The organism is Chitinophaga pollutisoli (assembly GCF_038396755.1).
GTDB lineage: Bacteria > Bacteroidota > Bacteroidia > Chitinophagales > Chitinophagaceae > Chitinophaga > Chitinophaga pollutisoli.
Genome location: NZ_CP149822.1, coordinates 1,354,391 through 1,378,147, shown reverse-complemented (window position 1 = coordinate 1,378,147; position 23,757 = coordinate 1,354,391). Strand labels below are relative to the sequence as shown.

Sequence of the window (23,757 nt, the reverse complement as noted above, 5' to 3'; positions counted from 1 at the left end):
ACATTATCCATTTAAAGAGATTAGCAATGAAGAGAGCAGACTTATACATACGTGTTTCCACGGATGAACAGGCAGACAAGGGATATTCACAACGCGATCAGGAAGAACGTCTGAAAAGATACTGTGCGACCAATAAGATTACCGTTGGTCAGGTTATATACGAAGATCATTCCGCCAAGACCTTTAACCGTCCCCAATGGATGAAACTGTTGAGCAACCTTAAAAAGAAAAGTTCAAAGACTGACCTTGTCCTGTTTACCAAATGGGATAGGTTCAGCCGCAATGCAGGCGATGCCTATCAGATGATCAATACACTTAACAAATTAGGCATAGAACCACAAGCAGTCGAACAACCTTTAGATCTATCTATTCCCGAAAACAAAATGATGCTTGCCATTTATCTGGCAGCCCCGGAAGTAGAAAACGACCGCAGGGCATTGAACACATTCTACGGAATGCGCAGAGCAAGAAAAGAAGGACGTTTAATGGGGAAAGCTCCTTTCGGCTATATCAACAGAAGTAAAGAAGACGGCAGAAAATATATAGCATTAAAAGAACCCGAAGCCTCCGCAATGCGCTGGGCATTCAACGAAGTGTCAAAAGGCATACTTGCTGCTGACCAGATACGACAAAAAATGAATGCACAAAGCCCAATAAAATTAAGCCGAAGTGCATTTCACGTCGCTATTCGAAACCCTCTGTACTGTGGGAAAATATTCATAGCGAAATTTCAGGACGAAGAAGCACATCTGGTACAGGGACAGCACGAGCCGCTTGTATCCGAAGAACTTTTCAACAAAGTACAGTATGTATTGAGTGGAAACAAAAGAAAGGAACGTCCGAATACCAAAATACTTTCAGATGTCAATTTGCCTTTAAGAGGTTTCTTGATATGTTCTGACTGCGGTCGCAACCTGACAGGCAGTGCATCCAAAGGCAGAACGAACCGCTACTACTATTACCATTGTGTTTCTGCTTGTGGTTTCCGTCAAAAAGCTGAAGTTGCTAATGATATTTTTGAAAAGGGCATACATCAGTTAGAACTGAACAGCGGCATAAAGAACGTTCTCAAAAAACTGCTGTTGGACAACTACAAGAAATTTGTGCAGGATCCAACGATCGAGAAGAAGCGGATAGCACAAGAAATAGACAAGCTCAATGCAAGACTTTCGGTTGCACGTAGCAAACTGCTTTCTGAAACGATAGACGATGAAGAATATCTTGACATCAAAAAAGAATGTAAGGAGAAAATCGAGACTTTAGAAGAACAGTTGAGTAAGGACGGTTCAGACACCAAGGGCTTCGACATCAACAAAACATTGGATAGAGCTTTGCATAGTATCGTCAATATCCCGAAACTGTACCGAGAGGGCGAAATTTACACGAAGAGAGCGGTAATTGGTTCAATATTTCCCGAAAGTTTGGAGTTTGACGGAAAATCATATCGAACCGCCCGAATGAATGTAATTGCCAAATATATCTTTCAGATAAACAACGAATTAGCCCTAAAAAGAACAGGACAAACGAAAATAAATTTCATTTGTCCTGTTTAGTAGCGCTCGTAGATATCGAACACGTCGTCGGCGCTGCGCACTTTCTGCCGGGTATCGTCGCGGTAAAACCAGCCTTCCCGGATGGAAGTATTGGTTTCCGCCTGCTGGTAGTGCAGGAATTTTGCGCTGTACAATTTATCGCGCTGGCCAAGGGAATCGGCTTCCAGATCAGGGAAGTTGGTGGCAGTGGCGGGATTCATGGCATAAGGAATGATGTTCCACTCTTCCGCACGCGTTCTGCCGGCTTCGTTGCCGCACCAGCGCACGTCTTCTTTCCCGAAAATCACCGCTTTCGGCGCGAGGGTGTGGATGAGCTTTTTCCAGGCTGCGTAATTATACTGCTGGCCGCCTTTGGTTTTGGGGTGTGCGCCATCGAACCATACTTCATGCACGGGCCCGTATTCGGTCAGCAATTCGAAAAGCTGGTTGAGGAAGTATTCGTTGTAATCGTCGACCTCGAAGGTAAATGTGGTTTTGTTGGCGAAAGGCCTCCCGGCCACGGCGCGTGGGATAGTCCTTTGCGTGTATTTGCTGAGGTTGCCGTACAGCCCTTCCGCGTTTTCGATCTGGAACAGGTCGGCAGGAGAAAGGTATATGCCGAGCTTCAGGCCGTACTTCTTCAGCGAAGCGGATAGGTTGCGGAGGATGTCGCCTTTGCCATTGCGGAAGCCCGTGCTCATGATACCGTGCTTTGTATACCGGCTTTGCCAGAGCACGAACCCGTCGTGGTGCTTCACGGTGATGATCACCATCTTCATGCCCGCCGCTTTCATCGCCGCGCACCACTGGTCGGTGTCAAGGTTTTGCAGGGCGAAGATGGCGGGATCTTCCTTCCCGTTGCCCCATTCCATCCGCGTAAAAGTATTAGGCCCGAAATGGATGAATGCGATGAATTCATTTTGCAACGCGGCGTATTGATTCCGCGTGGGCACAACGTGCGCCGCTTTCCGGATGATGGCTTCATGCGAATCGCCCGGCGCCACGGCGATGGTGTTGGAAGTCTGCTGCCCGATGGCCTGCAGGGACGCAAAAGCGCACAACAGGAAGAGTGATTTTTTCATACAAATCAAATAAAGACAGTAATAAAGATAGCTGACGGAGGGGATATTGGTGAACCTTCACCGGATTAATGCGCCAAATGTCAAAATACATGTAGAAAATGGCATAATTCTGTCATTGGCAAAACAACGGTGATGGCCGCGAAGTGTCAAAGCATGGCTATCGGCTGATTTCGGCGAAGATGTACATCACCAGCAATTGCACCGTTGTATTTTCGGTATGCACCGGCATATGCGGAATATTGCCGTCAAAAAAGAGCGTGTCGCCTTCGGTTAATTCGAATAACCGGTCTTCCAGCTGGTATTGCAGGTGACCCCGCAGCACATATACGATCTCGTATGCGGCGGTGGTAACGGCAGGGCGTTGTGCGCCGGGCCTGAGCGTCAGCAACGACAGCTGGAAGGCGCCGCTTTCGAAGGTATGTTCAAGAATGGACTGGTACTCGAAGCCAATCGCGCCTTCTTCTTTTACGTAACTGGCGTATTGCCCCTTCCGCAGGAGGAGGAACCCGGGAAAATGGTTTTCCGCACTAAGCTCCGCGAAGAATGTTTCCGGTTTGATGCCCAGTTTCTGGATGATGGTAAACAATGTGGGGATCGTTGGCAGCATCCGCCCGTTTTCAATTTTGGACAACATGGCCGATTTGATGCCTGTTATACCGGAAAGATCGAGCAGTTTCAAACCCTTGTCTTTCCGGTAACGGCGGATGAGACCGCCGATTTTATGGTAAACGAGCTGGCCGCTGTTGACTGCTTCGGGTTGAGGTTCCTGTTGCATATTCGTAATGGAAGTATTAAACTTAATGCTGCGAATTTAACAAATTCATGACCACCGATCGCAATGCCAGCGCCCATTTCCGGTAACCGCCTGTTGTAAGGTGGATGCCGTCGGAGGAATAGTCCTCCGGGCTGAGGCTCCCGTCTGCCTGCACAAATGCCTGCGTCAGCGGGAAATAAGTATACCGCTTTTGCGCGGCGGATTTTTTAGCGAGGATGGCATGGATCTCATCATACTGCACCCTTCGTTCCGCATCTTTTTGCAAACCTGTCGGCAAGGGGCCGGAAAGGATCAAATGCGTTTTGGGCATATGCTTGTTTATCCACGCCGCGATCGCCAGGATGCCCGTGGCGATCTCTTGCGGGCTGTCGCCTGCGGGCAGGTTGTTAACGCCGATAGACACCACGATTACTTTGGGCGGCGCGGAGGCGAAGGCGCCCTGTTGCAGGCGGAAAAGTATATGCTGCGTTTTGTCTCCCGAAATCCCGGCGCTTTCCCATTTATATTGCCCGAAGAGGCTGTCGAATACGGCGAAACCGGGTTTGTAGGGGACGTAGGTCCTGTGCCCGCCTGTTCCCTGTGTAATGGAATTCCCCAGGAAAACGATATCTTTCCCGGATCCGGCGGAAAGCAGGCTGTTGATATTGGCGGATTGCTGCCACCAGCCTTTGCCTTCCGTCCATCCCGCGCCGGACCTGTACTCCGCACCCGGAGCGGCGATCGAGGCGAAGTTGATTTTAAGGCCGGTGGCGGACAGGATGAAGTTCGTGATAGGCGAGGGGTCTTGCAGGCTATGCGGATGGTGCTTGACGCCGGGTTTGTGGATGACGGTGATATGCCCGCCGGCAGCTTTGATTTTTACTTCGAAAGGACCGGTGTTCTCATCCACCGGAACCACTTCGTCCGCATCTCCCACCACATGCAGTAAAGGAATGCCGAGGCGGGCGATTTTGGCGGCATTGTCAAGCGGTGAACCGGTGAACGCGGCGGCCTGCGCTTCTGTGATTTGATAATCAGTTTTGAAAATTTCCCAGTTTTCCTTGCTGCCGGGCCCTTTACCGAAACCGCCGGGCCAGCTTTTAAGGTCGAGCACGGGCGCGTCTGCATAAATGCAGGCTACCTTTCCGGGGTTGGCGATCGCCCAGTTGTAAATGTATACGCCGCCGCGACTCATGCCTTCCAGCGACACTTTTGCGGATAATCCGGCGCCGGTCATCCGTTTATAAAAACTATTCCAAGCCATAACGGCGGCGGAATTGCCGAACAGCTCGGCCACATCGCAATACACGACGTGGAAGCCTCGTTCCAGCAGCGATATATCCAGTTGCGGTTCATGGCCCCAGAACCGGGCGCGCCAGATCCAGGGGCGGCCGGGCGCCACCGTCTTCGGTTTCACCACTTTGCAGGCGCGGTTCCCGGAAGTGAAATCTGCGCACTCGAACCCATGAAAAGAACTGAAGGTTTTAGGTTCCTTTATCCGCGGGAATATGTCGAAAGGCGCGCCGGGTTTGGCGGACATTTGTTCGTACACGCGTTTGGCGATCAGCGTGGCGCCGATGGATGAGGGATGGATTTTGTCGGGAAAGAGATCGGGTTTGTCTGCGAACAGCGGGTACAGATCGATGATGTCCAGCTTTTCTTCATACGCGATCTGCCGGATGCGGGGCGTAATATGCTGCCGGATCGACTGTTGATAAATCGCATTGTCACCCACCGTGTCCGTCACGAAAGACGCAACGGGCAACAACAAAACGACCCTGGGTTTGGATGGCAGCTGCCGGAAGGAAGCGTTCAGCGCTTTATAGTCGGCGTCAAAATGCCCGCGTTCATCGGTATATCTGCGCTTGCTGTCGTTGGTGCCCAGCTTGATAAAAACGATATCCGGCCGGAAAGCGAGGGCATCGGCATATGCTTTGGCGTCCCAATAGGAGTTGTTGGTCCCTTTCAGCGCGGTAGCGCCGCTATGCCCGAAATTCCCGACAACATAGCCTTTCCCAAGCATGTTTTGCAGCTGCGCGGGGTAGCTGTTATGCTCCCGGTCGGATACCCCGGACCCGTAAGTGATGCTGTTGCCCACGCAGGCGATGCGGACGGCCTGGGCAATGGCCTGTTGCCAGATGGAACCGATGAATAGTAAGGCGAGTAAAAAACGATGCATGATAACTATATTGAAATCTCGTGAATGTGGTAAACCAGCCATCCCTTTTGCAGCAATTGCCGGGATATCATCAACAATATCCTGCAAAAAATTGCCAAACGGAAATGTTTTGCAAAGTAATGCAACGCTATGCAGTACTTGTTTTCAGCGATGCTAATTTAAAACAGGTTTGTGTTAAAATAGCGTAGGGTGAAGGTACGGGAAGGAGCGCCGGGAGAAAAGGCAAAGGGGCCGGAATGGTGCATTTTGGCCGTTTATGGCCAGGGAAGCAAGGTAATGGCTTAGCGGGGACTCAGTAGGGATACAGTAGGGATACCGTACTGTAACAGTACTAAGTGCGTTTTGGGGTAACACGTTTGCAAAAAGCAAAGAAAGGTGGCATAAAAACAAAAAACCGGATCACGATTGCGCGTGATCCGGTTTTTTTGATGAAGCTATCGGTTTAGAACCCGAAAATCTGCTCGAGGCTTACGGGGGTAAATGCGCCGTATTTCGCGAGGGTTTCTTGGGTTACTTTGTCTTTGGAAGCTACAACGCAATAATTGTAAGGCTTGTTCGACACGTTCTTCTGGTGGAAGGCGTTGATATCCGCGAAGGTCAGCGGTTTCAGGCCTTTGTAGAGATCGATGCGCGCGTCGTGGTCGATGCCCAGTTTTTTGTTGCGAAGGTAGCTGCTGATGATGTCGTACTGCGTGATACGATCGGTTTCGAGGGAATTTACCGCGTTGTCTTTCGCAGCGGCGAAGCGTTCCGACGACTCAGGGAGCGTGGTCAGCAGTTCGTTCATGCCGTTCAGCGCCTCGTTCATCTTGTCGGCCTGCGTGCCTACGTAAGCCATCATCATGTATTGCTTATCCTTTTTGTCGGGGGAACTGAAGCCGGCGTACGTGGAATACGCCAGGGCTTTCGATTCGCGGATGGTCTGGAATACCACGGAGCCCATGCCGCCGCCGAAATAACCGTTGAACAGGTCTACATGCGCGGTTTGCGTGGGATCGTACACACCGGCGTTTCTCACCCAGCGCACTTCCGCCTGCACCATGTCGTAATCCGCAAAGTATACCTGACCGGTGGCGGGGCTGTAGCTGAACTGCTTCGCCGGAGCGGCCGCCGTGAAGGCGGCGGGAACGGTGTGCAGCTTGCTGATGCCGGCCACGAAGCTGTTCAGGGTTTGCGGACCGTAATACGTAATCGTATGCTGGTAGTTTTTGATGTTGTGCAGCAGGTCGATCAGCTGTTCAGATGTGATGGCGGTTACCTGTTCGTTGGTGAGCGTGTAGTTGAAGGGATTGGATGCGCCGTATTGGGCGTAGCTCACCAGGCCGTTCAGGATATTGCCCTTATTCAGTTTTGCGTTCTCCCGGTTTTTGAGGATCGCGTTTTTCATGCCGGCGAGGGCGTTGTCGTTCGGCTGGCAATTCGCGAAGATGTGCTCTACCAGCGAAACGGCTTTGTCGTAGTTTTCCTGCAGGCCGGTTACAGTGATAGACGCTTCTTCGTTGGCTACAGCGAAGTTATAGCTGCAGGCGATGTTGTAGAACTGCTTGCTGATCTCTTCGGAAGTGTATTTATCGGTACCGAGGTAGGCGAGATATTGCGCGGCGTAGGGCAGCAGCTGGTTATTCCAGGCGCCGAGGTCGAAGCGGTAGGTCAGGCGGAACAGACTGTTGTCTTTATTTTCCACGGTGATCACATCGGCGATACCGGATTTGCCGAACTGGAGGTCCTTTTTGTAGTCGAGGAACCGGGGCTGGATGGGCTTCACGGGCATGCCGATCAGCGTTTTCGCCAGCGGGGAAGTGAACTCGGAGTTGGTTTTCACCGGGGTGATCTGCGGTTTGTCTACCTTGGCCACGTTTTTATCTTCCCCTTTACGTTTAAATGCCACTACATAATTGTCGGCGAAGAAGCGTTTGGCGAATGCGGTGATTTCCGCTTTGGTTACTTTACCCATTTCGTCGGTGCTGGCCAGGGATTTGTCCCATTTCACGCCGCGGTTGAGGATAAACTCATTAGTGAGGGCTTCCACGCGGAACTCATTCTCTTCGAAGGAAGTCAGCAGTTTCAGTTTGGTATTGGCGACGATGGCCGGGATGAGGCTTTCGTCGAATTCGCCGTTTTTCACTTTTTGCAGCTGCGCCAGCAGGAGATCGCGGGCCTGGTCGAGCGTTTGGCCTTGTTTGGGCTGGGCGGTCATCATGAAGAAACCGTAGTCTTTCATTTGCTGGGTGCCCGCATCGCTGCGCAGTACCTGTTGTTGCTTGTTCAGGTTGATGTCGAGCAGGCCGGCTTTGCCGTTGGACAGGATGCTGGAAACGAGATCGAGCAGCATTGCTTCGCGGGTATTTTCCGCGAAACCGCGGTAGAAAATGCCTACGCTTTCCGCATTGGGACCGAGCACTTCCACCTGCTGGATGCTGGTCAGCGGTTTTTCAGCAGCAGGGTTGTACAGGTCTACCGGTTTGGCTTTCATGTATGCGAACGAAGCATCGATCTTTTTGATCATCTCATCGGGGTTCAGGTCTCCGGCCATGGCGATGATCATGTTGTTCGGCACGTAATATTTGTTGTAATATTTCCGGATCTCCACCAGCGAAGGGTTCTTCAGGTGCTCGATAACGCCGATGGTAGACTGCTGCCCGTAGTTGTGGGTGGGGAACAGCCGTGCCAGCACTTGTTCGAACATTTTGGAATTGTCGTTGTCGAGGGAACGGTTCTTTTCTTCATATACCGTTTCCAGCTCGGTGTGGAAGAGGCGGAAAACGGGATTGCGGAAGCGCTCTGCCTGGAGGGCCAGGAATTTGTCGGTGGCGTTGGAAGGGAAATCTTCCTTGTACACCGTTTCTTCGTACCACGTATGCGCGTTGGTGGATTGGCCGCCGATGGAGGTCATGATCTTGTCGTACTCATTGGCGATGGAGTAATTGGATGCCTCGCCGGAGGTTTTGTCGATTTCGGCATAAATCTCCTTGCGCTTCGCCGGATCGGTGGTTTTGTTGTACTGTTCGTACAGCGCGTCGATCTTATCCAGCAGGGGCTTTTCCTTCGCGTAATCCATGGTGCCGAACTTGTCGGTGCCTTTGAAGAGCAGGTGCTCCAGGTAGTGGGCGAGGCCCGTGGCATGCTTCGGATCGGTGTTGCTGCCGGCGCGTACGCCGGCGCGATAGTAGATCACCGGCTTTTTGTTGTTCTGGGACAGCACCACGGTCAGCCCGTTCTTCAGCGTGTAGAACCGGGCCTTGCTGGGATCATTGGTGACGTATTTGTAATTGTATCCGCCGGAAGAAGCCGTTTTCCACTGGTACGGCTGCGTCTGCGAAAATACCGTGCTGCTTGCGATCAGGGCGCAGGCGAGCAGTAAAACTTTCATTTTCATGGTTGGAGCGGTTGGTTTTATGGTATCAAATATATGTAACATTGTTGCAAACGCAAGCCGGAATTTATGCTGGTTGCAATAGGAAAGGATGGGTGGAGGCTATCAGGGACGCCTCCGGGTTCAATTTACAGGATTTCAAGCAGTTCCGCTTTTGATAGATGTTGCAACGTGGAAACGTCGGTTTGGATGAGGTCCTGCGCCAATTGCTGTTTCCGGGCCTGAAGCCGTCTTATTTTTTCCTCGACCGTGCCGCTGCAAATGAGGCGGACAGCCATCACGTTCTTCCGCTGCCCGATGCGGTGGCTGCGGTCGATGGCCTGGTTCTCCGCGGCCGGGTTCCACCAGGGATCCACGAGATAGACATAATCGGCTTCGGTGAGGTTCAGGCCCACGCCGCCGGCTTTCAGGCTGATGAGGAACACGCGGATGGCGTCGTTCGTCTGGAAATTGTTCACTTTTTCGCCACGGTTCACCGTTTGGCCGGTCAGCAGCTCAAAGGGAATGTCCAGTTTTTCCAGTTCCGTCCGGATCAGGTCCAGCATGCCGGTGAACTGGGAGAAGACGAGGATTTTATGCTCGCGGGACTTATGGACGATTTGTTCGGTCAGCACTTCTAATTTGACGGAATTGCCGCCGGGAAGCCCTTCCTTCAACAGCTCGGGTGAATTGCAGATCAGGCGGAGCCGGGTAAGGCCCGTCAGTACGTGCATGCTGTTTTTATGGATTTCCTCCACGGTTGACGCCGCGATGTAATCCCGCAGCTCCTGTTCGCAGGCGTCGTAAATCTTCCGTTGTTCCGCATTCATTTCGCAATAGATCGTCAGTTCCGTTTTCTCCGGCAGTTCCAGCGCCACCTGTTTTTTGGTGCGGCGCAGGATGAAGGGCTTAACGGTTCGCTGCAAATCCATCGCGCGCTGCGTGAAACTGAACTTATCGATCGGGACGGCATAAATCTCTTTGAAATATTGCTTGCTGCCCAGCAGGCCGGGGCAGGCGAACGACAGCTGGCCATACAGATCGACCGAATTGTTTTCGACAGGCGTTCCCGTCATCACAATCCGGTTACGGGCCTGGAGGAGCCGGGCCGCCTTATACCGCTCCGATCCGGGGTTTTTGATGGCCTGCGATTCGTCGAGGAAGATGTAATCGAAGCGGAAAGCTTTCAGGAGGCTGATGTCGGAAGGCAGTGTGCCGTAACTGGTGAGGATAACATCATACCGGCCCATGTCCGCCGCGGTTTTCAGGCGGCCGGGGCCGTGGTGGAGTTGTACCTGCAGTTCCGGGGCGAAACGCTGTATTTCTTCCTGCCAGTTGAATAAAACCGAAGTAGGCGCCACCACCAGGTGCGTTGCGTGGCCTTGTTGGGCTTTGAGGGAAAGGATGAAGGCGATCACCTGGACGGTTTTCCCCAATCCCATATCGTCGGCCAGGCAGCCGCCGAAATTGAATTTGTTGAGATGATGCAGCCAGTTCAGCCCATCCTGCTGATAGGGCCGCAATTCCGTCCGCAGTCCGGCGGGACTTTTAACAGGAGCGATTTTACCATTCGGCCCGAATGCTTTTTTGAAGTGCGCGATTTCAGTTTGGACCACCTCATCCAGCATTTCCCTTTCGAACAGTTGCGAAACTTCCGAGAAACTGATCTTCGGGAATTTGAGCATTTCCGCATCAATTTCCCCGGCCTGGAAGAATTTGGCCAGTCGCTGGATCCATTCGGCGGGCAGGAGGCCGGTGGTGCCATCGCCCAGTTCCACGTATTTACTTTTATGGCGGATCGCTTTGTTCAGGTATTTCAATGAAGCCTTTTTCCTCCAAAACTCACCTGGACGCTGGCATTGAACCAGTCGATCCCGCTGTTGATCATGATGCGGATGCTCGCCTTATGCCCGCTACGGTTGATACCTGGGAGGTTGTTGAAACCCATGATGGTAACGCCCGCCGCCCGCCAGGCCTCGAAGGCGTGCAGGAACCAGTCATTATCCAGGAATTTGCTTTTGTGGAGATAGAAGTATTCATGCTCTTCCAGTTGCTCCTTGAAATCCGGGTGCTGGTGCATGACGAGCTGCGTGAGATCATGTTCCGCTTCGGCGTTACGTTTCACTTTGAATTCCCGGCCGTTTTTGTCGGTGTCTGTCAGCTGTTTGAGGGAATACACGGGTACTTCCATCTCCCCGTATTTCATCACCGGCGTAATGGCGATGTATACGCCTTGCTGCTGGATGTATACAAGCCTTTCCGAGGTGCGCTTCTTTTCCGCCAGTTGCGCGGGCGTGGCCGGCCTGATATAACTGTAGTCGATATGTACGAGGTGCTCCAGCGCGCGGAGGGCCGTTTGCCGGAAGTTTTCAAATTTCGATTCGTGGACGTACAGCATCTCGTTGTTCCGTTTGAAGAACCGGATGACCCGCGTCAGGTTCGGATTGTCCAGCAGATACAACCCCTGCCGGTGCACAACGAATTGCTGATAGCGGAGGGTTACCTTGTCGAAAGGTATTTCCATATCCCGGAGCAGCAGTTTGCCGGTGATCTCATAAAACGGGGATTTCTGGAATACGCTCAATACGATCTCCGCTTTCAGGACATGTAGCCGGATGGGGACTAAGGACCGGCTGGAAACCGTGTCCGTAACGTTGCGGTCGTGCTGGTACACTTCGAGCTGCATGGGATTGGCGCATATCAGCCGCAACGCCTGCAGGTCGGATGGGTGGTGCATATCGATGGCTTTCTGCGAGATGGACGACAGGGCCGCGATGAATTTGATGACGGAGGGGTCCTGGCTATCGCAGATGAGCTGCAGCAGGTCTACCTGCGCAACCGGGCTTTTGAGCTTGCCGGCCTGCGTGGTGCCGGCATGCATCAACAGGAAGGCGGGTTGCTGGTACAGGCGGTGCTTGTCGATCACCAGGATGATGCGGCCTTCTTTGTCGGCTGGGTGCGCGGTGGGCAGGGGGCGCAGCTCGTCGGTCAGGGCGCGTTCATCGATCCGGATGAGCGCCGGCTGGATGGGCGCGATGAGGAGATTGTTGGCGGAGTAGGTGATGCGGAAGTGTTTGTCGAAGTCGGGCTCGTTTTCCAGTCCGTAATCCTCGGCCGTGCGCAGGAGGATTTTGCGGCGCAGGGGGGCGTCGAAGAAAACGCGGTATTGGTGTTTTTCGATGATGCCGGAAAGGACTTCCGCCTGGTGCGTGCAAAGGCCGTCGGCTTTGCCGCCGCAGGTGCAGGCGGTGAGGATGGCGTTTTCGGTTTGCCGGACCCTCACTACCGGGGCGTTGCCCAGGGCGTCCTGCCTGGCGAACATGCCTTCGCCGATGGACAGGGAAAGCGGGTGGATGCCTTGCCCGGCGCCGGGTTCAGGGATTTGGCCCATGTGTTCGAGCAGGTCGTGGATCGACAGCGCGCCGATGGTGGCGGCGGGTATGATGAAAGGTTCCGAAAATTCCATGTACCTGCAAATATATGGGTTCCGGGCGGAGGATGGCATGGGTTAAACTTGTTACATATCGGGGTAAGTACAGAACATTTTGATTGCGTTATTCGCTCTACTTTGGTGGCTAAGGAAGCTTCGCCTCCGGCCCGTTACGCCGCAGCGAAATGTATCCGCAACCATTATCATTGAACCGTTTCAACTTATCCAACATGAATGGGGCAATTGTTAAGCATCTTACCCGGCTGATATTCCGGCCATGGCTCCGCACCTGCGGTGTTTTATTGTTGTTATCAGGCCTTCCCGCCACGGGGATCGCCCTTCCGGCCGAAGGGCCCGCCACGGTGGCCGACGAGATAATCGTCTCCGGCAGCGTAAAAGATGAAAAGGGCGAAGCCCTGCCCGGCGTCACGATCCGCATCAAAGGCACCAGCAAAGGCGCGGTAACGGGTGCAGACGGCGCCTTTCGCATCACGGTGCCCGGCGCGGCATCGGTGCTGGTTTTCAGCTATTCAGGCATGGAAACCCGGGAGGTATCCGTGGGAAGCCAAACCACGATAAACGTTGTCCTGCAAACCAGCAAGGAGTCGCTCAACGAAGTAGTGGTGATCGGATACGGCACCCAGCGAAAGTCGGACCTCACCGGCGCCGTAGGCTCCGTGCGGGCCGAACGCCTACAGGAACGCCCCGCTTCTTCCCTGAACCAGGCGCTGGCCGGGAAAGTGGCCGGGGTGCAGGTGAACGCCAATTCCGGCAGGCCCGGCGGTAAAACGGAAATGCGCATCCGCGGCTTCAGTTCCATCAACTCTTCCAACAATCCCTTATATGTGATCGACGGCGTCATGATGCCCATTTCCACACAGGCTGTGGGCAGCCAGCCGATCGATTATATCAATCCCAATGACGTAGTGGCTGTCGAGGTGCTGAAAGATGCATCGGCCACCGCGATCTACGGCGCGCGCGGCGCCAACGGCGTAGTGCTCATCACCACCAAAAGAGGCAAGGCCGGCGGGGGAGAAGTGACTTATAACGGCGATTACAGCGTTCCCACCGTAGGCCCCAACTTCCCGAAGTTCCTCAACGCAAAGGAGTTCCTGGCAGTGGAAGACCTCGCGTACAAAAACATGGAGAAATACGACCCCGCCGGATGGGCCGCGGGTAAATATACCGGGCGCAACCCCGCCCTGGCACGTACCGATCCGCGGATATTCGACGGCAACGGCAACCCGCTGTACAACACCGACTGGCTGAAGGAAGCCACCCAGCACCGCATCTCCCAGAACCATCAGCTGGGCTTTTCCAACGGCAACGAAAAAAGCAGCTACGCCGCCTCTCTCGGCTACCGCAACGACCAGGGGCTCATCAAAACATCTTACCTCAAAAGATATTCCGCCCGCTTTACGTTCGACGACCAGGTGAAGCCCTGGCTCAAAGTAGGCGGCACCCTCAGCTACAACAATCAGGAAGAAAATCTCGTGGATTTCGACTACCTGCCCATGCGCATGATCGCGGAAGCATTGCCTTTTCTGCCGGTGAAATACGCCGACGGCACCTGGGCCGATAACCGCCACTATCCCAATGCGGAACAATCTTTCAGTCCCCTCCATTATTTATACGACCGGAAATACATACTGAACACGCAAACAACCATCGGCAGCTTTTATACCAACCTCAGCCTCGCAAAAGGGCTGGAAATGCGGACCGTACTGGGTGTGAACATCCTTTCCCAGGGTACGAACACCTATACCGGCCGCACGCTGTCGATCAGCCAGAAAGGCATCGCTTCGTCCAGCAACGGGCGGGAGAACTTTTGGTCGCTGGAAAATTACCTCACCTATAACAAGCGCATCGCCAATAAGCACGCTTTCACCGGCATGCTGGGCGTGGCCTGGCAGGAAACCAACGCTTTCGGTTTGTATGCCAGCATCCAGAATTTCTCCAGCGACTTCTTCCAGTTCAATAACCTGGGCGCCGGCAGCACCAGCCCCGGATACGGCACCAACCGCTCGCGTTTTGCGTTCAATTCCTATTTCGGCAGGGTCAATTATGGGTATCTCGATAAATACCTGCTGACCGTAACGGGCCGTATAGACGGATCTTCCAAGTTCGGGGAGAACAACAAATACGCCTTCTTCCCCTCCGCCGCGCTTGCCTGGCGTGTGTCCGAGGAAGATTTCCTGAAAGATCATCCTGTGATATCCAACCTGAAACTGCGCACCAGTTACGGCGTTACCGGCAACTCCGAAATTCCGCCATACACTTCGCTGCCGCTGCTGAGCTCCGGCTATGCCGCTATCATCAATAACCAGCGCGTGGGGGGGACGGGCCTCGGCCTGCTGTCGAACCCCGATCTGCGGTGGGAGAAGACAGCGCAAACGGATGCGGGCATTGAGATCGGCCTGTTCAAAGGACGGATCTCGCTGGAAGCCGACGTGTATTACCGAAAAACGACCGACATGCTGCTGGATGCGCCGGTGCCGCAAACGAGCGGCTACGCGATTATCCGCAAGAATGTGGGGTCGATGGAAAATAAAGGGCTGGAGATTTCACTCAATACCGTGAACATAGAAGGGCGCGACTTTTCCTGGAACAGCATGTTCAACATTTCCATGAACCGCAATAAGGTTTTGTCGCTGGCGACGCCTTCGGATATATATGGCGTTGGCGGCCTGGTGTTCATCAGCCCCACGAACATCATCCGAATCGGTGAGCCTGTTGGTGCGTTTTATGGCCTGGTGCGGGAAGGGATCTGGAGCGAACCGGAAAGAGCCGAAGCGGCTAAATTCGTCAGCTACCGCGGCGGTTTGCCCATTTTGCCCGGCGATATCAAGTATAAAGACGTCAACGGTGATTATACCATCAACGATGCCGACCGGATGATCATCGGCAACGGCAGCCCCAAAGCCTGGGGCGCGTTTACCAACGCCTTCCGCTATCGCAGGTTCGACCTGTCGCTGGAGCTGCAATACTCGTATGGCAACGATGTGTTCGAACTGAGCACGGGTTCCAGCGAAGACCGGGTGGCGCTTGCGAATAGCTACAAATCGGTGTTGAACGCCTGGCGGCCCGACAACCAGAACACCATGATCCCTGAGATCCGCGATACCCGCGCGGGATATGTGATCAATGAAGATACGCACTGGCTGAAGGATGGCTCTTTCCTGAGGGGCCGGAACCTGCTGCTGGGCTATAGCCTGTCGCCCGAATCGTTGAAGCGCATTCGTTTCAGCCGGCTGCGGGTGTTTGGTTCGGTGCAGAATTTCTTTTTGCTGACCAGTAAGGAAGTGAACGGTGATCCTGAAACGATCGGGCTGATCGGCGGAGAAAATACGAAAGTGTTTTCGCAGGGGATGATGTATCACGCCTATCCCAAATCCACCACTTTCATGCTGGGCATTCAGGCCGCCCTGTAATCAAATTCTTCAATTCTAAAGCTTTTTCCGATGAAGACGAATATAGCAGGTAAATGGTTGCTGGCAGGCGCGTTGTTGCTGGGTACGGGCTGCAGCAAGTTCCTGGAGGAAAACAATCCTTCCAGCCTTACATCAGAAAGTTTTTACACAATACCCGAACATGCCGAAGCCGCCATCGCCGCGGTGTACGCCGAAACCCGGTTTATCGGCAACCCCGCCGCCATCTTTTCCGGCAACTGGCAGATGCTGGAAGCGGTCACGGGAACGTCTACCGCGGAAGCCACCGAAAATACAAACCTCAATAACCTCTACGCCCTTTCCTATGACGGCAATAATCTCCATGTGGCGCAATGGTGGAACGGCCTCTACCGCGTGATCGCGCAGGCCAACCAGGTGATCGAAAAAGTGCCGGGCATCAACCCGATGGACGATGCGCAGAAAAAACGCATCCTGGGAGAAGCGCGCTTCCTGCGGGCATGGGCTTATTTTTATGCGGTGCGGCTGTGGGGAGATGTTCCCCTCATCACAAAGCCGCAAACCGCGTCGTCGGAGGATTTTATGCCGAAAAGGACGGCGCAGGAAGAGGTGTACAACCTGGTTGTGGAAGACCTGCAGGCCGCCGAAGCCGCCGGCCTGCCCTGGATGGACGTTTCGGGGCGTGTATCGCTCGCTGCGGTGAAGGCCCAGCTGGCAAGGGTGTACCTGACCATGGCGGGGCAACCGCTGAACAAGGGGGCCGCATACTTCAAACTGGCGGCCGACAAGTCCAGGGAAATCATCGACTACGCAGAAGCCAATCCCGCGCAGATCAATCTCTTCCCCAATTACGGCGCGCTGCACAGCGTTGCCGAAGAGAATAAGCTGGAGCTGCTTTTCAGCATCCAATACCTAGCCGACGTGGAAGCCAATCCCATGCTGCACATGCTGCCGAATAACAAACCGGTGACGGTTTTCGGCGGCTGGACCGGCACCACCGTGCCGACCCGCTCATTTTACGCGACGTATGAAACGGGAGATCTCCGCGCCAAAGACCGCGAAGGGTTTTTCTATACGAGCTATTACATGAACGGCAGCGGCGCCCTTTTCCAGCTGGGTGCTCCTTACATCTTCAAATACTTCAACACGATAGCTTTCGGGACATCCGGCAAAACAGGCACCGGGCAGGATGACCTCAACCTCATGCAGATCCGCTACGCGGAGGTGCTGCTGATGTACGCGGAAGCCCAAAACGAAAGTGGCGGCATCAACCAGGCAGCATACAATGCCCTGAAGAAAATCCGCGACAGGGCGGAGCTGACCACTGCGGGCATGGGCACCTTCACGCAGCAGTCCTTCCGCGAAGCGGTGTGGCGCGAGCGCTGGCATGAGCTCTGTTACGAAGGCATCACCTGGTTCGATATGATCCGCTTGCGGAAAGTGTACAACGAAACCAACAAGGGATTCGACGCATTCGAGGGGCACGTCAACCTCAATTCCAACCAGCCTTTACAGGCCCGGCACCTGCTTTTCCCGCTCCCGCGGCTGGAAATGCAGAACAACCCGAACCTCAAGCCGCAAAATCCCGGCTACCCTCAATAAAAACGATACAGACATGAGTTTTGACGGCAAACAGTTGCGCGTGGCCATACTGGGCATTTACCACGAATCCAATACATTCATCGCGAAACCAACGACGCTGGACGATTTCAGGAACAGCCACTGGCTGATGGGAGACGCTATCGCGCGGGAATACCGCCACGCCTTCCACGAAATCGGCGGCATGCTGGAAGTGCTGGAAGAAAACAACATCAAGGCGGTGCCGGTCATGTATGCCGAAGCTACGCCCGGCGGAACGGTCAGCGCCGAAACATACGACACGCTGCTGGAAGAAATGATGCGCGGGCTGGAAGCAATACTGCCTGTCGATGGCTGCCTCGTGGTGCCGCATGGCGCGGGCGTTTCCGAGGAATTTATGGATATGGACGGCCATTGGCTGACGCAGCTGCGGCAGCGCCTGGGCGCGGATATGCCCATCATCGGCACCCTCGACCCCCATGCCAATGTGAGCCCGGCCATGACCGCGGCTACCAACGCATTGGTCGCCTACAGCACCAACCCGCACATCGACCAGCGCGATACCGGGAAGAAGGCGGCCGCGCTGATGGTGGAAACGCTGAAAGGCAACATCCATCCCGTGCAGCAACTCATGCAGGCGCCGGTCGCCATCAGCATCGAGCAGCAATTCACTTCCGCGGAGCCCTGCAAAAGTTTGTATGGCCTGGCGCGGGAAGCGGCAGGGCAACCGGGCGTGCTGTCCGTCAGCATTCTGCTGGGTTTTCCTTATGCAGACGTGCCGGAGATGGGAAGCGCATTCATTGTAATTACCGATAACGACCCGCCGCTGTGCAAGCGCATCGGCGAAGAATTGAAAGATAGGCTGGTAAGCAATCGTACTGATTTCGTGGCGGAGAAACATGATATCGCCGCATTGCTGCCGAAGATGCGGAATTGGGCCAAACCGGTGCTGTTGCTGGATATGGGCGACAACGTAGGCGGCGGCTCCCCGGGCAACAGCGCTTACCTGCTGGCCGCGGTGGAATCATACAGGATGCCCAGCTGCTTTATCTGCATCTATGACCCGGCGGCCGTGGCGGAAGCCCTGGCGCATCAGCCCGGGGAAACGTTTTCCCTCTCGCCCGGCAATGTGGAAGGCGGATATATGCAGGGAACAACGGCATTCACCATTACCGTGCGCCTCCTCATGGCGGCAGACGGGAAGTTTTCCGAAGACAGCCCCCGGCACGGCGGACAAGTAAATTTCGATATGGGTAAAATAGCCGTAGTGCAAACCGGCGGCGGGAATGTCATCATGCTGACATCCTTACGCGTGCCGCCATTCAGCCTGCGGCAACTCACCGCCTTCGGTATCCATCCACAGCACTTCAACGCGGTGGTCGCCAAAGGCGTGAACGCGCCCATCGCGGCGTATGGCCCGGTTTGCCCCACCATCGTACAGGTGAATACCCCCGGCGTTACACAGGCCGATATGACGCGGTTCACCTACCGTCATCGCCGCCAACCATTATTCCCATTTGAACAGGATATAAAATGAACAAGATGATTTCGGTCACGATCGTTGAACGGCTGGCGGAACTGCCCTGGTACACGGAAGGCCCGGTTATGGATGCACAGGGGAACCTGTTTTTTACCACATTGACCGGTGGCATCATTTTCAAAATCAACCCGGAAGGGAAGATGTCTCACTGGGCTTACGCGAAGTGCCCCAACGGCCAGTACATCCTGCCAGATGGCGATCATCTCATCTGCGACAGCGGGCAGGCGGGCATCGCCAGGTTTGGCGGGGACGGCGGGTTTAAAGGCTATGCCATCAAGGACCATTGCGACGGCCAGGCGTTGGGTGCGCCCAACGATCTCACGGCGGATGCCCATGGCGGGATATACTTCACGGATTCCGTGCGGGAAACGGGCAAGGTGTGCTATTTCGGGACAGACGGATCGCAGCGCATCGTGGGCCGCGATTTTGATTTCCCCAATGGCATCGCGCTCAGCACGGATGGCAAACGCCTGTTTGTAGCCGAAAGCTATCGCAACCGGATCATGACCTGCGCCCTTCGCGGGCCGGGGCAGCCAGCCGGGAAGTGGGAAGAATGGGCGATGCTGCCCGAACATCCTTCCGGAGACATTATTCAAAACCTGCCCGACGGCATCAGGATGGGGCGCGACGGATTGTTGTACGTAGCGCATTACGGCATGCAGGCCGTACAGATATTGGATGAAGACGGAAAATTAGTGGATACGATCCGGACAGGTTACCCGCTCACCAGCAACCTCTGCCTGCTGCCGGGAGAAATCATCGTGACGGGCGGATACGGAGAACCCGGGCCCGGAGGCGTATCAAGTATCAAATTATAAGAAACAGTAAAATACATACGAAATGAAAATAGCAGAAGTGCTGTCACAGTACCCCGACCGGCTTTGGAGGCTGGCTAAACAGGCAGGCGTAACACATGCGGTAGCCCGGTTGCCGGTGCAGGCAGACGGTACGCCCTCTTACGAGTACATGGACCTGCTGCATATGAAGCAGCGTTTTGATGATTTCGGCTTTAAGCTGGAAGTGATAGAACCCGGGCTGGATGCGCAAATGCACCGGATGAAACTGGGTATAGAAGGGCGGGATGAAGACATCGCCCTGTGCCAGCAGCTGATCCGGAATATGGGAGCATTGGACATTCCCGTGTTCTGTTACAATTTTATGGCGGGATTCAACTGGCTCCGCACCTCCGTGTCTACACCCACCCGCGGAGGCGCACTGGTAACGAGTTACAACCACGCGCTGATGAAAGACGCGCCGCTTACGCCGGCGGGCATTGTGCCGGAAGAAAGGTTATGGGATAACCTGCAATACTTTCTCGAAAGGGTGATTCCCGTGGCGGAAGCATCTAACGTAAAACTGGCGCTGCACCCGGACGATCCCCCTGTATCGCCCATCCAGGGGATTTCCCGGATCATTACCAGCCCCGCGGCGTTGAAGCGCGCCATCAACCTGGTGCCCAGCGCCAATAGCGGTGTTACCCTGTGCCAGGGCAGCCTCGCCGCGGCAGGGGCAGACATCCCGCACGAAATTCTTGAGCTGGGGAAAGCCGGGAAAATCTTCTTCGTGCATTTCCGCGACATCCGCGGCCAGGCACATGCGTTTTCCGAAACGTTCCACGACGATGGCCAAACCGATATGTACGCCGCCGTGAAAGCCTATACCACCGTTGCATTCGACGGGCCCGTGCGGATCGACCATGTGCCAACGATGGACGGTGAGAACAACCGCGAACCGGGTTACGGCGAAGTGGGGCGCCTCTTTGCGTTGGGGTACCTGAAAGGCTTGCTGGAAGCCGCGGAATACGAGAAGAAATCATGAATGTTTATCAAGGTTAAATAGCTATGAACAGAAGAGAATCGCTGAGATTACTGGCTCTGGGCTCGGCCGGCGTGGTGACGCCCCTGGCCGGTTGGGGCAGTTCCCCGGACAAGCCGGCCGAACCGCCCGCCACCGGGCCGGATGCCGGACTTCCCGGAACCACGGATACCGCTTTTGATAAGAGCGCGGCCACCGATGCGGGCAGGCAATCCGTTTTGTACCTGGTGGCCGATAGCGCTTTCCTGACAGCTGTGGGTGGCGGTTTGCCGGCGAACATCGTGCCGTATCCGCGGCATCAGCTGGACGAAGCTAAGCTGCTGCAGCAACTGGCTGCGGGCAACGGCATGATCTGGGTGGGTAAGCCGGAAGGGATACCGGCGGCTTTGTCGGTAGGCGGATTTCGTCCGTCGGAAGCCGCTATGGCTGTAAGCGTTGCCGCTAACGCACCGGTGATCCTGGAGGATATCGCGTTCAAACCGGCGGTGGCTCATTCGGCTTATATCGCTCCACCGAAGGAGATGCCCAATCATAACATTGATGAAGAAGTACGGGCCGATTTCCTGCCCGTGCTCGAAGCATACGACCAGTTCGGGAACCTGTCCGGATACCCCGGCGTGCTGATGAGCTATTACGCGCCATCGCTGGCGGCGGGGAGGTTCAGGGGCAGTGACTGCTGGTTCTACTTATTCAACGATCCGCTGGCGGCGCTGGACACCAAAAGTTGGCTGGCCCTGCTGCAAAAAACGGCTGCGCGGTGGAAAGGTGGTTTGCAGGTATATGCGCATCAATCGAATTACGCGGCATATCATCCCGGGGAGCGGGTGCAACTGCGGACCCGCGTGCAGAACCAGGGCACCCAGGCGGTGGCGGCTACATTCCGCTATTCCGTGAAAGCCCCCGGCGCCGCTGCGTTTACGCCGCTGATCACCACCCGCCGGGTGGCTTCCGGCGGCAGCGACACGGAAGTGTTGTGTGATTTCAAACCCGCCGGGGGCCTCGGGATGTGGACCATCCGGCTCGAGATCTTCCAGGATGTGGACAAGGCCGCATTGCTCGCGCTGGAAGGCGAACAGATAGTAATCGATCAACGATTCATCGGTTTCGTGGTGCAGGAACCCTCGCTGCAAACGCCCCCCATTTTAGCCGTAAAAGGCCCCAGTATCGTGCTGGAAGGGGAAGAGGGCTTCTGGTCGGGTACGCATTATTATCCCTCCACTTCCTGGTGGGAATGGGCCTGGCGCGATTTCCATCCGTTGAAAGTGGCCGAGGATTTTGCCGCCATCCGCAAAGCCGGTTACCGCATCGTGCGGGTGTGGGTGGACCCCGTCACCGACGAGCCCGTACTGCGCGCGATGGACGCCGCCATTCAGCTGGCGGCCGAACACGGGCTCGTGCTGGATATCTGCATTTTTACGCAATGGGCGCGCCATATGGGCTTCGAAAGGCCCGATGGAACGCACGCGTATTTCGAATACCGGCATGAAAGGGATTTCAATATCGTCAGCTTCTCGCTGCGCAACCTCGGGCTGCAACGCGAACTGGTAGGATTGCTGGCGGCAAGATGGAAAGATGCGGGCAATATCATCTATAACCTCGCCAACGAAGTATACCTGAAAGATCCGGACGAAACGCAGATGGATGCGGAAGTGGCCACCTGGCGAGGGATCCCCGCCCAGAAAGGCACCGTGCGCGATTCCCTGTTGTTCCGCCGCTGGTCCAACGAAATGACGGCCGCCATCCGCGCTGCGGGCGGCATGCAGCCGGTGATGCCGGGATACATGTTCTCCACGATGGACGGCGGCGATACCTATCTCGCCAACGAGGACGCGCCGATCCTGCCCTGGCATAACTACCTGCCACCGGAACAGGCCGGTTTGTCTGCACAATATTTCGATCCCATCGGCTCCAACCGTCCGGTGATCATTGAAGAGTTCGGCAACGGCAAATGGAACAACCTCGCGTATTACGACGCTTCCGTTCACTACGCGTTGGCGGGCGGCGCGGCATGCGCCATGTCGTACGAATGGGGCGTGAGCTGGTTTGCCCGTGAATCCTGCTACTGGCCGCTTCCCCTCCGGGAAGCGTCGCAGCTGGAACCCGATCCGCGCTGGTTCCCGCCATACCTCGGGTTGGATTCCGCATGGTTCGAGCGCGGGGTAGGGCTTTGCCCCACGCCCAGCGGTACCGGCTACGGTTCGGTGTATCACGGTACGCCGTTCCCTGCGGACGCTGCGATTGCGCTGGGTCGGCTGGGATTGATGGGCAAAGGGCTCCAACGGGTCTCGGTGCCAGAAAAAGTATACATCATTGTGCCTGCGGGCAACCTGTCGGCCATGGAGCCGGTCAAAAAAACGCTGGCTGCACTCTGGGCCGGGAAAGCCCTGTTCGGCGTCTGGCAGGAATCCGCGCTGGAGGCGATACCCGCAGGCACGAAAGCCGTCATTTGCCCCCATCCGCTTACCAATCCCTCCGCGCTCAACGCCCTGCGCAGCAAGGGCATAACCGTATTCGAAGGGCCCGACGCCTGGAAGGATTGCCATGCATTCGAAAAAGTGGACGTGAAAAACGGGGAGCAGGTGAAGCTGCTGGCGCGCCGTACCGAATACGGCATGTTGTTTACATTGGCGGCGGAACAGCCCGCGGATACCAGGCCCGTTGCCCACACAGTTGCCTTGCAATACGGGAAAACCGGCGCAGGGTTAACGGTCAGCGATTTCGGGATGGTACACATCACCCGCAAAGGCGTTGCGCTCATGGAAGGCGGCGGCGAATTGCGGATCAACGGCAGACTGTTGTGCAATTTACCCCATGGCAGGATCATCCTTTCGGCGCCGGACGGGCAGGATCTGCTGCAGGCGAAGCAAATTCAATTCATGGCCACCGCGCCGTCGAAGATCAGTTTTGGCCGGAAAATTACCGGCGTGGCAATCAGCGACGGTGTGAAGCCCCCGGTGAAAGTAACGCAACGGCTTGCAAACGGAAAGGACCTGCTGGTCGACGATCAGCTGGTGAAGTATATGATACATCTGACATTGGCTTAATATGCGCCGCGGCTGGATAAATGATTGATACTTTTTGATCAGCC

The 23,757-nt window shown here is 55.2% G+C and carries 13 protein-coding genes; 7 read left to right on the top strand and 6 right to left on the bottom strand.

Translation table 11 applies throughout. The features are described 5' to 3' along the window. Positions 1–26: 26 nt before the first annotated feature. The gene (locus WJU16_RS05645; protein WP_341837349.1) at positions 27–1,553 is read left to right on the top strand and encodes a recombinase family protein; all 1,527 of its coding nucleotides are present in this window, start codon (positions 27–29) and stop codon (positions 1,551–1,553) included. On the opposite strand, the gene WJU16_RS05640 is transcribed toward WJU16_RS05645, so the two are convergent. From WJU16_RS05640 to WJU16_RS05615, 6 genes are all read right to left on the bottom strand, one after another. Continuing rightward, the gene (locus tag WJU16_RS05640; protein ID WP_341837348.1) at positions 1,550–2,614 is read right to left on the bottom strand and encodes an alpha-L-fucosidase; all 1,065 of its coding nucleotides are present in this window, start codon (positions 2,612–2,614) and stop codon (positions 1,550–1,552) included. The two genes, WJU16_RS05645 and WJU16_RS05640, sit on opposite strands and share 4 nt — an antisense overlap. 157 nt (positions 2,615–2,771) lie before the next feature. Continuing rightward, a complete protein-coding gene (locus WJU16_RS05635; RefSeq protein WP_341837347.1) occupies positions 2,772–3,389 on the bottom strand; it encodes an XRE family transcriptional regulator in 618 nt (205 codons plus the stop codon). A 22-nt stretch (positions 3,390–3,411) separates the two neighbouring features. Then, positions 3,412–5,547 (bottom strand): GDSL-type esterase/lipase family protein, encoded by a 2,136-nt coding sequence (locus tag WJU16_RS05630; protein WP_341837346.1) that lies wholly within the window; start codon positions 5,545–5,547, stop codon positions 3,412–3,414. Between the two features lie 442 nt (positions 5,548–5,989). Further along, positions 5,990–8,923, bottom strand: a complete 2,934-nt coding sequence (locus WJU16_RS05625) for an insulinase family protein (protein ID WP_341837345.1) — start codon at positions 8,921–8,923, stop codon at positions 5,990–5,992. Positions 8,924–9,048: 125 nt separating this feature from the next. Further along, a complete protein-coding gene (locus tag WJU16_RS05620; protein WP_341837344.1) occupies positions 9,049–10,719 on the bottom strand; it encodes a DEAD/DEAH box helicase in 1,671 nt (556 codons plus the stop codon). Beyond that, the gene (locus tag WJU16_RS05615; RefSeq protein ID WP_341837343.1) at positions 10,716–12,365 is read right to left on the bottom strand and encodes a hypothetical protein; all 1,650 of its coding nucleotides are present in this window, start codon (positions 12,363–12,365) and stop codon (positions 10,716–10,718) included. The genes WJU16_RS05620 and WJU16_RS05615 overlap by 4 nt, the downstream gene beginning before the upstream one ends. Positions 12,366–12,559: 194 nt before the next feature. Here WJU16_RS05615 and WJU16_RS05610 point away from each other — a divergent pair, with 194 nt between their 5' ends. Genes WJU16_RS05610 through WJU16_RS05585 form a run of 6 tightly spaced genes read left to right on the top strand, consistent with a single transcriptional unit; the run spans position 12,560 to position 23,713 of the window. Beyond that, the gene (locus WJU16_RS05610; protein ID WP_341837342.1) at positions 12,560–15,760 is read left to right on the top strand and encodes a TonB-dependent receptor; all 3,201 of its coding nucleotides are present in this window, start codon (positions 12,560–12,562) and stop codon (positions 15,758–15,760) included. Positions 15,761–15,790: 30 nt separating this feature from the next. Continuing rightward, complete coding sequence (locus WJU16_RS05605; RefSeq protein ID WP_341837341.1) at positions 15,791–17,338, top strand: RagB/SusD family nutrient uptake outer membrane protein; 1,548 nt, start codon at positions 15,791–15,793, stop codon at positions 17,336–17,338. A gap of 13 nt (positions 17,339–17,351) precedes the next feature. After that, the gene (locus tag WJU16_RS05600) at positions 17,352–18,851 is read left to right on the top strand and encodes a M81 family metallopeptidase (RefSeq protein WP_341837340.1); all 1,500 of its coding nucleotides are present in this window, start codon (positions 17,352–17,354) and stop codon (positions 18,849–18,851) included. Further along, positions 18,848–19,672 carry an SMP-30/gluconolactonase/LRE family protein gene (locus WJU16_RS05595; protein ID WP_341837339.1) on the top strand — a complete coding sequence of 275 codons (825 nt, stop codon included), beginning with the start codon at positions 18,848–18,850 and terminating at the stop codon, positions 19,670–19,672. Before WJU16_RS05600 ends, WJU16_RS05595 begins: the two co-directional genes overlap by 4 nt. 22 nt (positions 19,673–19,694) lie before the next feature. Next, on the top strand, positions 19,695–20,672 hold the full coding sequence (locus tag WJU16_RS05590; RefSeq protein WP_341837338.1) for a mannonate dehydratase: 978 nt from the start codon (positions 19,695–19,697) through the stop codon (positions 20,670–20,672). 23 nt (positions 20,673–20,695) lie between these two features. Then, positions 20,696–23,713, top strand: coding sequence for a cellulase family glycosylhydrolase (locus WJU16_RS05585; protein WP_341837337.1), 3,018 nt, complete (start codon positions 20,696–20,698; stop codon positions 23,711–23,713). Positions 23,714–23,757: the final 44 nt, after the last annotated feature.

What these genes read in the sequence shown, in the direction of transcription:
- WJU16_RS05645 (WP_341837349.1), top strand. Translation starts at nt 27, where the DNA reads ATGAAGAGAGCAGACTTATACATACGTGTTTCCACGGATGAACAGGCA.
- WJU16_RS05640 (WP_341837348.1), bottom strand. Translation starts at nt 2,614, where the DNA reads ATGAAAAAATCACTCTTCCTGTTGTGCGCTTTTGCGTCCCTGCAGGCC.
- WJU16_RS05635 (WP_341837347.1), bottom strand. Translation starts at nt 3,389, where the DNA reads ATGCAACAGGAACCTCAACCCGAAGCAGTCAACAGCGGCCAGCTCGTT.
- WJU16_RS05630 (WP_341837346.1), bottom strand. Translation starts at nt 5,547, where the DNA reads ATGCATCGTTTTTTACTCGCCTTACTATTCATCGGTTCCATCTGGCAA.
- WJU16_RS05625 (WP_341837345.1), bottom strand. Translation starts at nt 8,923, where the DNA reads ATGAAAATGAAAGTTTTACTGCTCGCCTGCGCCCTGATCGCAAGCAGC.
- WJU16_RS05615 (WP_341837343.1), bottom strand. Translation starts at nt 12,365, where the DNA reads ATGGAATTTTCGGAACCTTTCATCATACCCGCCGCCACCATCGGCGCG.
- WJU16_RS05610 (WP_341837342.1), top strand. Translation starts at nt 12,560, where the DNA reads ATGAATGGGGCAATTGTTAAGCATCTTACCCGGCTGATATTCCGGCCA.
- WJU16_RS05605 (WP_341837341.1), top strand. Translation starts at nt 15,791, where the DNA reads ATGAAGACGAATATAGCAGGTAAATGGTTGCTGGCAGGCGCGTTGTTG.
- WJU16_RS05600 (WP_341837340.1), top strand. Translation starts at nt 17,352, where the DNA reads ATGAGTTTTGACGGCAAACAGTTGCGCGTGGCCATACTGGGCATTTAC.
- WJU16_RS05595 (WP_341837339.1), top strand. Translation starts at nt 18,848, where the DNA reads ATGAACAAGATGATTTCGGTCACGATCGTTGAACGGCTGGCGGAACTG.
- WJU16_RS05590 (WP_341837338.1), top strand. Translation starts at nt 19,695, where the DNA reads ATGAAAATAGCAGAAGTGCTGTCACAGTACCCCGACCGGCTTTGGAGG.
- WJU16_RS05585 (WP_341837337.1), top strand. Translation starts at nt 20,696, where the DNA reads ATGAACAGAAGAGAATCGCTGAGATTACTGGCTCTGGGCTCGGCCGGC.